At 57.4% G+C, this 11,767-nt stretch carries 14 protein-coding genes and 2 tRNA genes; 2 read left to right on the forward strand and 14 right to left on the reverse strand.

Translation table 11 applies throughout. From position 1 onward, the window contains the following. Nucleotides 1-61: 61 nt before the first annotated feature. The 4 genes from ONB52_12535 to ONB52_12550 form a co-directional block, all read right to left on the reverse strand. Entirely contained in the window at nt 62-2,776 is a 2,715-nt protein-coding gene (locus ONB52_12535; GenBank protein MDZ7416967.1) for a patatin-like phospholipase family protein, read from the reverse strand. Nucleotides 2,777-2,861: 85 nt separating this feature from the next. Beyond that, a tRNA-Asp gene (locus tag ONB52_12540) sits at nt 2,862-2,936 on the reverse strand. Nucleotides 2,937-3,004: 68 nt separating this feature from the next. After that, nucleotides 3,005-3,081, reverse strand: a tRNA-Val gene (locus ONB52_12545). A gap of 52 nt (nt 3,082-3,133) precedes the next feature. Further along, the gene (locus ONB52_12550) at nt 3,134-3,424 is read right to left on the reverse strand and encodes a hypothetical protein (protein ID MDZ7416968.1); all 291 of its coding nucleotides are present in this window, start codon (nt 3,422-3,424) and stop codon (nt 3,134-3,136) included. A 51-nt stretch (nt 3,425-3,475) separates the two neighbouring features. On the opposite strand from ONB52_12550, the gene ONB52_12555 reads away from it, so the two are divergent. Further along, nucleotides 3,476-3,985 carry a hypothetical protein gene (locus ONB52_12555; protein ID MDZ7416969.1) on the forward strand — a complete coding sequence of 170 codons (510 nt, stop codon included), beginning with the start codon at nt 3,476-3,478 and terminating at the stop codon, nt 3,983-3,985. A 557-nt stretch (nt 3,986-4,542) separates the two neighbouring features. Here the strand turns inward: ONB52_12555 and ONB52_12560 are convergent. The 9 genes from ONB52_12560 to ONB52_12600 form a co-directional block, all read right to left on the reverse strand. Beyond that, a protein-coding gene (locus ONB52_12560) for an IS5 family transposase (GenBank protein ID MDZ7416970.1) occupies nt 4,543-5,306 on the reverse strand; the annotation gives its coding sequence in 2 pieces (ribosomal slippage) (nt 4,543-5,147 and nt 5,147-5,306; 765 coding nt in all). A 341-nt stretch (nt 5,307-5,647) separates the two neighbouring features. Continuing rightward, nucleotides 5,648-6,019 carry a response regulator gene (locus tag ONB52_12565; protein MDZ7416971.1) on the reverse strand — a complete coding sequence of 124 codons (372 nt, stop codon included), beginning with the start codon at nt 6,017-6,019 and terminating at the stop codon, nt 5,648-5,650. 37 nt (nt 6,020-6,056) lie between these two features. Then, nucleotides 6,057-7,163 (reverse strand): bile acid:sodium symporter, encoded by a 1,107-nt coding sequence (locus tag ONB52_12570; protein MDZ7416972.1) that lies wholly within the window; start codon nt 7,161-7,163, stop codon nt 6,057-6,059. Nucleotides 7,164-7,235: 72 nt separating this feature from the next. Continuing rightward, the gene (locus ONB52_12575; GenBank protein ID MDZ7416973.1) at nt 7,236-7,937 is read right to left on the reverse strand and encodes a cytochrome c biogenesis protein CcdA; all 702 of its coding nucleotides are present in this window, start codon (nt 7,935-7,937) and stop codon (nt 7,236-7,238) included. Between the two features lie 7 nt (nt 7,938-7,944). Next, entirely contained in the window at nt 7,945-8,355 is a 411-nt protein-coding gene (locus ONB52_12580; protein ID MDZ7416974.1) for a thioredoxin family protein, read from the reverse strand. A gap of 231 nt (nt 8,356-8,586) precedes the next feature. Then, on the reverse strand, nt 8,587-8,823 hold the full coding sequence (locus ONB52_12585) for a thioredoxin family protein (GenBank protein ID MDZ7416975.1): 237 nt from the start codon (nt 8,821-8,823) through the stop codon (nt 8,587-8,589). A 35-nt stretch (nt 8,824-8,858) separates the two neighbouring features. Then, nucleotides 8,859-9,200, reverse strand: coding sequence for a metalloregulator ArsR/SmtB family transcription factor (locus tag ONB52_12590; GenBank protein ID MDZ7416976.1), 342 nt, complete (start codon nt 9,198-9,200; stop codon nt 8,859-8,861). Next, a complete protein-coding gene (locus ONB52_12595) occupies nt 9,197-10,378 on the reverse strand; it encodes a permease (GenBank protein ID MDZ7416977.1) in 1,182 nt (393 codons plus the stop codon). The genes ONB52_12590 and ONB52_12595 overlap by 4 nt, the downstream gene beginning before the upstream one ends. Nucleotides 10,379-10,382: 4 nt before the next feature. Next, a complete protein-coding gene (locus ONB52_12600) occupies nt 10,383-10,634 on the reverse strand; it encodes a thioredoxin family protein (protein ID MDZ7416978.1) in 252 nt (83 codons plus the stop codon). Between the two features lie 47 nt (nt 10,635-10,681). Here ONB52_12600 and ONB52_12605 point away from each other — a divergent pair, with 47 nt between their 5' ends. Then, the gene (locus ONB52_12605) at nt 10,682-10,885 is read left to right on the forward strand and encodes a hypothetical protein (GenBank protein MDZ7416979.1); all 204 of its coding nucleotides are present in this window, start codon (nt 10,682-10,684) and stop codon (nt 10,883-10,885) included. 44 nt (nt 10,886-10,929) lie between these two features. On the opposite strand, the gene ONB52_12610 is transcribed toward ONB52_12605, so the two are convergent. Further along, nucleotides 10,930-11,766: a phosphate ABC transporter substrate-binding protein gene (locus tag ONB52_12610; protein ID MDZ7416980.1), complete on the reverse strand. Its 837-nt coding sequence runs from the start codon at nt 11,764-11,766 to the stop codon at nt 10,930-10,932. Nucleotide 11,767 lies beyond the last annotated feature (1 nt).

The raw sequence follows: 11,767 nt of genomic DNA on the forward strand, positions 1-11,767 counted from the left end.
GCAAACAGAAAAGGCGCAGGCAAATGCCTGCGCCTTTTTTATTGCGGTCGAATCATGCCGCTCAAAAAGCGTGGCCAAACTGGAAGTACACCCGCTTCTGCCTGCCCTCGAAAAGCCCGACGGCCACGCCCGCCGGACCCAGCGGTGTGGCGACAGTCAAGGCCATGCCAATGCCGTTGCGGATCTTGCGATAGGAAGTGTCCTTGCGATCCACCCATACGCCGCCCCAATCATAACGCAAACTCAGGTAGGTATCCAGCAGGGGCCGCTTGCGCAGTTGGTAGCGATATTCCATGCTGCCGAGGAGCAAATGCCGGCCGACGAATTCCTGGTCGCGCAGGCCGTAAAGGTCATGCGGCCCGCCGAGTTTGAATTGCTCGCTGAATGGCGTGGTTTCCTCCGCCGCGCCCAGGACAAAACGGTAGCGCAAGGTGTGCGGGCCGGCGGAGTCGAACGATTCCAACTGCGCCTGAAATTTGGAGAATGTGACCAGTCCGCCGTCAAACGGGCGAAAGTATTCATACGCCAAATGCAGGTAGCGGCCGGTGCGGGTGAAAGGGAACTGATCACGGGTATCGAGAATTGAACGCAGCGTCAGGCTGTTCAAGCGCGCCGTGCCCACCGGGTAGCCGCTGCCCGACAGGCTGCGCAACCGCACCTCCTCCGAGCGCAACTCCAGGGCGATGCCGCCCAACCGGCTCACCTGCTGCCCCAGAGAGGCACGCACGCCCCACCGGCGCTCGTCATAGGCACCCCGGGGGTCGGGGTGGCCCGGCAAATAGGTGAGATTCTCGCGCAACTCATGATAGACACTGGTGGCCAGGTTGAGATAAGTGTGCGCGAAACGATCCGCATACCAGGACAGCCGCGCCACCTGATCGCGCTCACCCAGGTTGCCGTGCCACAACAGCCGCGTGCCGGTGCCAAAAAGGTTCTCGTTTCCCACTTCGGCAAACACGCGGGTGCCGCGTTCACTTTCCGAGAAGATGCCCAAACGCAGCAGGGTGTAGGGTTTTTCCTCGACTTTGAATTTGACCAGCGCGCTGCCGTCGGGCAGCCGCACCAGGCTCAGTCCCACTTTTTCGAACAGGCCGGTGTTGTGAAGATTGACCACGCTTTGCTGCGCGGCTTTGGAGTTGAAAATCTCGCCGCGCTCGAGCGTGAATTCGCGCTGCGCCACGAAAGCCCTGGTGTGCACCAAACCCTCGCACACGATGTCGGCAATCCGGCCTTCCTCCACCGTAATGACCAGCGCCCCGTTGCTGGAATCAAACTCCACGCTGCGGATTTCCGCCAGCGCGTAGCCCTCCTGTCGGTATTTTTCCAACAGATTGGTCAAATCCCGCCGGCCGCGCAGATGATTCAGACGTTCGCCCAGGCGCGATTGCAGGCAGGCAAAGAGCTCGAGATCGGAATAAACCGTGTTGCCTTCGAAGCGCAGGCTGCGGAGAACGGGATTGCTTTCGGCTTCGAAATAGAGCGTATCGTTCCGCAGTACCGCGCTGACGCGGCGGTAGTCGCCGCTGGCATAGAGCTGATCGACTTGTTGCTGAATCGCCTCGGCACTGAGCCGGCCTCCGCCATTGCCCATCCCGGCCAGCGGCAGGGCCTCCACCGGCACGCCACGCACGGCGAAGTGGCGGACCGCATAAGGTGCCGCCGCGCCGTTGGCAGCGCTCGCCTGCACCTGACCGCAAAGCCGGCGGATGCGATCCATCTGCGCCAGGGTTTTTTGATAGCCCAGCTCGATCAGCGAATCCAGCCGGGAGAAATCGAGCGAGGGCCGCGGCTCCTCGCGCAGAGAGATCAACACGTCGGCGCGGGCCGCCTGCTCACGATTCCGTTCCTGCTGCATGATGGTGGTGACTTGATCGGCAAATTCCCAGGGCATGCTGAGATGCTCCTGGCTGCGCAAATTGGAGGTGGCATCCACCGCGATGACGACCTCCATGCCCATGCGCCGCACCACGTCCACTGGAATGTTGTTGAGCAGGCCGCCATCGACGAGCAGGTGATTCTGGCGTGGCACCGGAGAGAGTAAAAACGGAATGGCGGCGGAGGCGCGCATGGCCTCGGCCAAATCCCCGCGGTCGATCAGCACCTCCCTGCCGCTGTTGACATCGGTGGCGACAGCGCGGAAGGGAATGCGCAAATTGTCAAAGCTGGAGCTGGCCCAGTAGTTGGCCTTGAGGGTGAGTTCGGTGAGCACAGATTGCAGTTTCTGGCCGGCGGTGAGCGCCCGCGGCCATGCCGGCTTCCACCCGCGCAGTCGCACTTGCAGATAGGTGCGATCATGCTCCTGCTTTTGGCTGAGCAGCAGATCGCGGCGCTGTGGCTCGTCGCGCAAAAGCGTTTCCCAGTCAAGCTGGTGCACAATCTCGCGCAGTTGGCGGGCGGAATAACCTGCGGCATACAAGCCGCCGATGATGCTGCCCATACTGGTGCCGACGATCAGATCGATGCCAACTTCGTGCTCCTCCAGGGCCTGCAGCACACCGATTTGCGCCAGGCAGCGGCTGCCGCCGCCGCTCAGCGCCAGCCCCACGCGCGGATGTGCCAGCTCGTGAAATGCCACGAAAGCATGCGGCGGCCGCACCAATTTGCCCAGGCGCGGTGTAAAAACCAGCGCACCGCCCGGGCGCAGCCGGCTGGAGTCCGCCGCAGGCAGACGGGCAGCTCTGCCGAAACCGACAGTGATAGCTACGAAAGCAGCAACGAAGAAAACGAAGGCAAAGGGATGTGAGGCGGCGACAGACTGACGAGAGGACCAAATCACGCGAGCGGGCACTCCAAAACTCAGAACGGCAGGTTAAAAAAAAAGGGTCACAGCGCACTTGCCATAACCCTTTTTGTTCCGCGAGCGGGGCCGACGGGACTTGAACCCGCGATCTTCGGCTTGACAGGCCGACGTGTTAACCAGGCTACACCACGACCCCGAACTTTTCCTCCTGCACGGCAGCACAACATTTTTGCTGCAACCGGCCAACTCGACACCACACGGGCTTGGTGGGCGATAGTGGACTTGAACCACTGGCCTCCTGCTTGTAAGGCAGGCGCTCTGACCATCTGAGCTAATCGCCCGGCGGGCCGGAAGGACCCCGCAGACCGGCGACCCTGCCGCAACAGGCTGCGCCTAGCGCCCGTCTCCTTTCGTGTGGTCAGGGAGTGCGCTGCTTCTGCTCTGATAAAGAATCGCCACAGGGATCACCACGCAGTAGCCAATCACCAGCAGTATCGGCGCGACTGTCAGGGTCCAAAAGCCATCCACCGGTGGTTGCGCCAGGGCGACATATCCCGCAATGATCAGCAAAATTCCCAGCCCGAACAGAAGGTAATTGGTGCGTGTGAAGGGCAGTTTCACCACGATTTTGGCTGCGGACTTGCGTGTCGCCCGGCGGAGCTCTTTGATCTTCACTTCCTTCATGACGATCCTTGTTGAATTTTGCGCCGCGCAATATAAGAAAGGGGCAACACTTTGTCAATCAAAATAAAAAATCATGCCGGCGGCCCTCCCAACGACTCGGGCAGCAGATACGGTCGGCAAATTTTCCGGCGCAGCTCGGGAGATTTTTTTTGCGCTGCGCCAACACACGATCATCACGCCTGCCGAAGTCCGGCGATCAAAACCGAAATCGCTCGAAGTCAAGTTGTGAAATGGGGTTGTCAAACGACTGGTGCAAGACTGAGCAAACTCTGTCCCGAGAATCAAGCAGCGCCAACAGGCAAATTCCTACCATGCAACGAGGCAGGATCAGCTATTGATTGCAATAAATGGCCGGGAGACAACGCCAGAGGCAAACAATTCGAGAAATCACCCGATCCGGATTTCAAAGTGGCGGGGAAAAAGGGCAATGATCCACGGGCGGGAAACACCGCGCAATATTTCAAAAAGTTGGCCCGCTCACAGAAAAACAGATTCCACAGGCAAGAAAGGCAGGATGGGATAAAAATCCTTGGGAATTTGGGGATGTTCTTTGTCTCGTGATTTTCACTCTGCGTGGCAACGTTTCTTGTGGTCGAGAGATTTTCCCAATACCCCGGGCAATAAAGTGGAAATCGCGGTTACTTTCGGCCTGGGCCGTACGCTTAATCAAGCTCGAACATTGCCATCAAACAGACCATCCTGACAGCGGGCGGTCAATTCCCATAACTGATGTAGACGCTCAAATTCTTAAACGCACCCAGCCGATGGGCACTCGTGTAGCGAGGGGAACCAATGGTGTATCCGACAACACTCCCTGTTGCCAAGGCCGATCTCCGGGTCTGTTGCCCTTTGAAGCCGTGGACTCGCTGGGAATTGAAGTACTCTTCAACAAGGAAGCCGCGGTACTCGTGCAACCAATCCGATGTCTCCCGCCAAAAGACGTCAACAACTCCGCCATTACCAACCCTGCGGTAAAAATTGGGGTTCGCCGCAGCACTGGTATTGGTTCGGAGTTTCATCCAGCCATCGTCAAAGCTCCCGCTCAGGTCGCCCGCCGGAATGTATCCATACCCCTCTTCGACAACCTGCCCTTGAGACACGATATAGTAGTTAAGAGCCTATCCGAAAACCGCGAGGGTACGGCGAACGGCAATGATCGCACACGCCAGAGGGAGAAAGGCTTCATCATTGGCCGTCTTCTTTTCCCAACGAATGAGCAGCCGGCGATTTCCATTCATCCACCTGTGTGTGCGTTCCACCACCCAGTGCCGCGCGCGATAACCCGGAATGTTCTTTTCCTGTGCGTGCTCTTCACCGCGGCGCCGCAGGTGTACGGTGTAACCGTATGCCGCGACGATTTTCGCCACTTCCGGATAATCACAGCCTTTGTCAAGACACAGGTTTTGTTGCTTGCGTGTGGTCGGTTGGGGGCGTGCCATCACGAGATTGTCCAACACTGCTTTGGTTTCTTTGAAATCATTACGATTGGCTCCGCTCACCACCAGTGCCAGCGGAATGCCCCGGCCATCGGTCAGAAGATGCCGTTTGGTACCTCGCCTGGCGCGATCGGTGGGATTGGGGCCAGTGTTTTCGCCCCCCAGAGGGGCTTTCGTGATGGCACCATCCATAACTTGCCACTCCCACATCAGAGGGAGGACATGGTCATAAGTATGCACGCCCAGACGCCAAAGATCCAAAAACAGGCCCACCGCACTCATTTTGGGAAACGATCATGAACGGTGCTGGGCGCACCGAGCGAGCGCGGCAAGGCCTTCCACTGGATACCGGTCACCAAGATATAGTGGATGGCAAAGAAGGCTTGTTTGTCCGGCATCGGTGGTCTGCCACCTTTTGGTTTGTCTGGCCAAGGTGGCAGCAACATTTCAACGAGCTGCCAGAGTTCTTCGCTGGGTAAGAACTCGGGATTCACGTCGAATTCATTAGCATGAGTGGTATTCATGCCAATGAAAGCTGGAAAAATAAATATAAAAAGCTGGTATGTATTTTTGCCGCACTTTTAGTTGTTGATATTACGAACTTTCTGGTCTTCGGATAGACTCTTAGTTGCCGAAATCGTTTCTTCAATCATCCCCGAGCCATTTCGTATCTTGTTTCATTTAGTTGCCCTGGGCATCTCGGTGATGCTCGGCTATTGCGGGTGCAAACTGGTTCAGTAAAACCGAGGTGAGTGATCAGGTTGGAGCATTTCCCGGACGACACTGTTTATCGGGCATTTGCCAAAACAGTTTTGACGCGCTCCAACAAGTCGCGCATGCTTGCCGGCTTAACGAGAAAAGCCGCGGTGCCGGATGAACGCTGCGCAATCTCTTCGGGGTTGAGAGGCGCGGTGGTTAGAAAGATGGCAGGTATATCTTTGGCAACGTTTTGCGAACGAAGCAATTGAAAAACTTCCCCTCCGCTCTGATCCGGCAGCTTTTCTTCGAGAATGATCAAATCCGCCCGGTTGTGCAACATTGCAAGCGCTTGCCGCCCGTCTCTCGCGGTGACAACCTCATACCCCTCGGCTTCCAGGTTGAACTTGAGGAGATCGAGAACGTCTTGATCTTCTTCAACGAGCAGAATGCGTTTTTTCATTGCCGCGCAGCGACTCCTCATGAATTTTGACATTCCCTCACGCTGCTTGCCGCTCTGTTGTAGGAACAGCAAGCTTTACTGGCGCGGGCACAAGCGTTTCGCCGAACAGTTTTTGCTGGGTGGCACGCGCAAACCATACCAACACCAGCATCACCGGCACTTCGATGAGCGGGCCGACCACCGTTGCCAGCGCCACCGTCGGATTGAACGCGGTGATGGCAATGGCGATGGCAATTTCAAAATCGCGGCCGGTGGAGTTGAACGCGACCGCGGTAGCATCCTTGTAATTGAATCCCAGTTTCCATCCCACCAGATAAACGACAACGAAGATGCTCCAGAAGAACAGCATCATCGGCACCGCCAGCTTGAGGATGATGCCAGGCTCCGCGACGATCAAATCGCCCTTGAGCGCGAACATGACGATGAGCGTGAACAGCAAGCCGATGATGGAAAGGCTGTCGAGATAGGTTTTCTCTTTTTTGAAGCCTTCTTCGCCATATTTTTTCACGCCCCAGCGCCGCGTGAAAAATCCCGCCACCAGCGGAATGCCGAGATAGAGCACAACGCTTTCGGCCACCAGCCAGACGTCAAAACTCACTTCACCCAACAGCCACTTGGCGTAAACGGGAATGAGAATCATTTGCAGAATCGAATTCAGCGCGACCAGCACAATCGCCATCGCGGTGTTGCCGAAGGAGAGAAAGGTGAAAATAATCACCATGGCGATGCAGGGCGCGAGGCCGTAGAGCACCAGGCCGGTGTGAAAATCACTGCCGGGCGTCAAAAAGAAATTGGCCAGCAGCAGCATCCAGAATGGCGCGATGGCAAAGTTGAAAAACAGCACCACCAACAATTGCTTGGGAGATTTTAGTGAGTGCCCGAGGTCTTCAAACTTGATGTTGGTCATGGCCGGATACATCATCAGGAACAAGCCGATGACGACACCGAGCGCCAGTGTATTCGCCAGCGAAAAGGTGTACGTGCCATGAAAGATCGAAACGATGGCGTCGATGGGCGGCGTCAGCTCGAAGTTGGAGATGCCGTAAATTTTGCCGATGCCAATGCCGATCACCATGCTGATGATGACGAAGAAGGGAAGAGATTTGAAATCCTGCAGCTTTTCCAGGATGCGGGCCAATTTCATTTTGACTCCTTTCGAGATGAATGGTGACGTCGAGCTTTCGCGCGACGGACTTCGGAATCGGTTCGCGCATTGTCAAACGGTGTTTGCAATCAAATAAATGCCGCCGGCCAGCACCAGCGCCCCGCAGATGCGCTTGACGATGACCAGGCCGCGGGAGTTGTCCGTCCAGTTGAGATAGCGTTGCACCCAATTGCCAAAGGAGCCGGCGCCCACGATCACGGCGACGTGACCGAGGCCAAACGCCAGCAACAGGGAATTGGCCTGGATGATGCTGGTTTGCGAGAGATGAAACACCGTGCCCAACACCGGTGCCATGCAGGCGAACGTGCACGGCCCAAGTCCGACGCCGAAGAGCAGGCCCAACGCCATGGCGCCGGCAATGCCTTTGAGTCGCGTTTGCAGTTTCGGTCCGGCCTCCCACGAGAAGCGCAGCACGTCCATCAAGTACAGGCCAATGACCAGAAAAACGCCGGCCACCAACAAATTGCCGATCGTGCCGACGTCGCCCAGCAATCGACCCAATGCCGCGGTGACGACGCCGATGAGCGCGATGGTGATCAGCACGCCCAGCGCAAAAATCGCTGAGAGATTGAACGAGCGTTTGGTGCTGACTTGTCCCTTCGTGTTGATGTAGCCGATGATGAGCGGGATGCTGGAGAGATGGCACGGACTGAGCAGGATGCTGAACACACCCCACGCCAGCGCCGCCAGCAGCGCAATGCCGAAACTGCCTGCCAATGCCTGGCTCAAGGCGGCAAAAATTTCCGCAATCATAAGCGCCTCACATTCCTGGCAAAACTTTCAGGCCTTGCGCCTGCAGAAACCGATCGATTTCCACTTCCGCGAAGAAGCCTTCGTGGCGCAGAATTTCGCTGCCGTGCTGATCCACAAACACCTGCGTCGGAATCACGCGAATTTTGAAGTCGCGGGCATAGTGCTGCTGCGCCGGCGTCCAGACGTCGTAGAAGATCACCTGCATTTGCTCGCCATACTTTCTTTCGATGGATCGCATCACTGGCTGCATGGCCTTGCAGGGAATGCAATTGACCGAGCCCAATTCGATAAACGTGATTTTGGGCGCGAAAACTTTTTGGTCGGCAGTAGCCTCGGGCCGGGGTGCCGGCGCCGTTTGGTTATTTCGAACAAGATCTGCCTTGGGCTGAGTGCCGGCCGCAGCATTCGCGGACGTCACTGAGGTTGGCCGGCTGCCTCCGACTTGACCACCATCAATTCGAGTCCTAGTCGTGTCTTTCGGTTGAGAATCCAGGCTCGGCTGATTGCTCGGAACTTGAACGTCGTTGGATTGGTCAGCCGCTATTCCGTCGCCGCGGCCTGTCTGCGCCTGCTGGTTGTCGCCTCCGCACGCAAAAAATACCAAACCAATTATCAGGATCGTCAGAGGGAGAGCATTTTGTCTTGCATGTCACACCTCCCGCAGCCATTGCAGAATTTGCGTATCGCCGGGAATGGCGCCCGCGCTTTTGAGCTGCTCGTCGATGACCAGGCCGGGCGTCATCATCACGCCATAGCTCATGATTTGCGACAAGTCCGTGACCTTTTGAATCTCACAAGGAATTTCATGTTGCAAAGCCACGTTTTTGACTCTCGCTTCCAGGGTGTTGCATTTCGGGCAGCCGACGCCCAGGATTTTCACGATCATGAGTTTCTCCTCTCTTTAAAAGCGCCAGCACGTCGTCATAAGATTTCCAGCAACTCGGCGCGCTCAACAAACTGTTTCTTGATCATCTCGCCAACCAAATCCAAAACTTTGAAGACGCGCGGATCGGTGACTTCATACATCATGCGCACCCCTTCTTTGCGCGCCACCACCAGCCCGGCTTCCGCGAGCGCCAGCAGATGCCGCGAGAGGTTCGACTGTTCCAACCCGAGTTTGGGGCCGATCTCGCAGTTGCAGATCTCGCGGTCACAACGCAGCGCTTCGAGAATGCGCAGGCGATTGGGATGCGCCAGCGCCTTGAGGACGGCGGCTTTGAAATCATAAGCGGTTTTGGACATGGCCTCACCTCGTGTCATCATGTTAAGCTGCCCCACAGCAGTCCGGCGACGATGGACAGCGCGACAACCGTGAGCATGTAAGTCATCGCCTGCTTCGCACCCATGAGCTTGAACAGCACCATCATGCTCGGAATGCTCAATGCGTTGCCGGTGAGAAACAGCGTCATCGCCGGACCGCGGCCCATGCCGAGCTGCATGAGCTTCTGAATGATCGGCACTTCGGTCAACGTGGCGAAATACATCAGCGCGCCGGAGATGGAGGCGATGGCGTTCGCGGCGAGCGAGTTGCCGCCGACCGTCGCCGTCACCCAGCGTTGCGGCAGAATCTCGCCGATGGCGCCGGCGAGAAAGATGCCGACGAAGAGATACGGCATGATCTTCTTGGAAAGATCCCAGGTCTCGGCAATCCAGCGGCGGTTGTCTTCGGATGAAAACTTGTGGAACACCAGCGCCAGCAAGCCCAGCAGCGCCATTCCACCGATCGCATATTTTAAGCTTGGCGCGATGCCGAGGCCAAAGACGACCAGAATGGCCAGTTGCAGCACAAAGAACGCGATGATTGAGGCAGTGGAATACGTTGCTTCCTCAACGCCGCTCGTTACGAAGCCCTTGCTGTTTTTGTGGTCGTGATCGCGGAAAAGCAACATCATGACGATGCCGGCGAGAATGGCAATCGTCATCGCGAAGAGCAGGCGCCCCATCGCAAAGTCGAAGCCGAGCACCGAGGAAGTGAGAATGATGGCCGTGACATTGACCGCCGGACCGGAGAACAGAAACGCCGCCGCCGGGCCGATGCCGGCGCCGCGTTTGTAGATGCCGGCGAACAACGGCAGAATCGTGCACGAGCACACCGCCAGCAAACCGCCGGAAATCGCGGCCACCGGATAAGCGATATATTTTTTCGCCATCGGCCCGAGCAATTGCAGAATGGAATCCTTTTTGACGTAGACCGCGATGCCGCCAGCGATGAAGAAGGCCGGCACCAAACAGGTGAGCACGTGCCGGCGCGCATACTCTTGCAGCAACGCCAGGCCGCCGGCCAGTACGCGGGTCGCGTCTGTCGAGGCGATGGGCAGGGAATAAAAGGCCAGAAACGCGGCGGTGAGCCAGAAGAATTTTTTCCACTCCTCCCGCCTTTCCGGTTCAGCCAGCAGCCAATTTTGCCAGCGCCGGCGCAGGGCATGTAGATAAGTCGCCATCGCTTCAACTCCCGGCGGCGATGAACTGCCCCAGCATAATTTTAATCTCCTCGACGGAATTGACCCGTCCCTGACTCATCAGCTTGCCATCAATCGCCAGCCCGGGTGTGCGGAGGACACCGGCTGTCATGATGGCGGCGATGTCCGTGACTTTCTCGAATTCTGCCTTCACGCCCAGCTCTTCCGCCGCACGGCGGGCGCGCTGCTCGAGCGTTTTGCAATTCAGGCAGCCAGGGCCGAATATTTGAATCTTCATGTTACATTCACCTCGCGATGCCTTTCTGTTTTCATGAGCAACTATTCATGAATTGGTTGAAAAGAAAAAGCAGCATGTGCCCATTAGGGATGGGCTCAAGTTGCGTGCCCAAAGAGGCGATGAACAAACAGGGCGCGGGCGGATTATTTTTCCAAAGCTTGCAGGGTGCGGGTATGGGGTGGCAGAAACGGCAGCTTTTCACTTGTGAGAAAATTTCCGGGGAAATTTTTCAGCATTGCGAAACGCTGTGAAAGGAGGCAGGGATGCAATTGGAAGGTTGCGCCCCGCATAGTCCTCACGGCACTTCGAACAACGGCACGTAATCCATCTCCTGCACCAGTCGCTGCCCCTCTTTGCTCAACACCCAATCGATGAAGAGCTTGGCGGTGCCTTGCGGTTTTTGGACGGTGTACAGGTAAAGATAGCGCGTGATCGGATAGAGATCCCGGCGGACTGCTTCAATGGTCGGTGTGATGCCGTTGATGCTGCAATGCACGAGCTGCCGGCCGTGGGCAATGCCACCATAACCGATCGCCGTGGAATCCTCCGCGACAGCCGCGACGATGGCCGCGGTGGTGGGCAGGCTGATCACGTGGTGGCCATAGGCTTGTCCTTCCAGGACATGCTCTTGGAAATAGAGATAGGTGCCGGAATTGGGCGAACGGCTGAGAGCGGTGATTGGCACATCGCGCCCGCCCACCTCCCGCCAGGATTTTATTCTGCCCAGGTAGATGTCGCGCACCTGTGCCAGGCTGAGGTTGCGCACGGGGTTGGCGGGATTGAGATAGATGCTCAAACCATCTTTGGCCACCAGCGAAGCCACGCCGATCGTGTGCTGTCGTGCTGCGAGCTGGCGGGCTTCGATGGCGCGCAGCGGCCGGGAGGCCGCGCTGATGTCTGCCTCGCCCTTGATCAGGGCTGCAATGCCGGCTGCGGAACCACCGCCTTCGACATATATCGCGAGACCGGGATGACGCAACATGAATTCCTCCGCCCAGCGCTGCACCAGCATGATCATGGTGTCCGAACCTTTGATGCGGAGGCTGGTGGTGCCCGGTGCCAGTCCGCGGGGAGCAGCACAAGCCTGCAGGCAGCAACACAGCAGCAGGAGTCTTCCCGGAATGTTCCTCATG

The sequence above is a fragment of the candidate division KSB1 bacterium genome, assembly GCA_034506255.1.
Taxonomy (GTDB): domain Bacteria; phylum Zhuqueibacterota; class Zhuqueibacteria; order Zhuqueibacterales; family Zhuqueibacteraceae; genus Coneutiohabitans; species Coneutiohabitans thermophilus.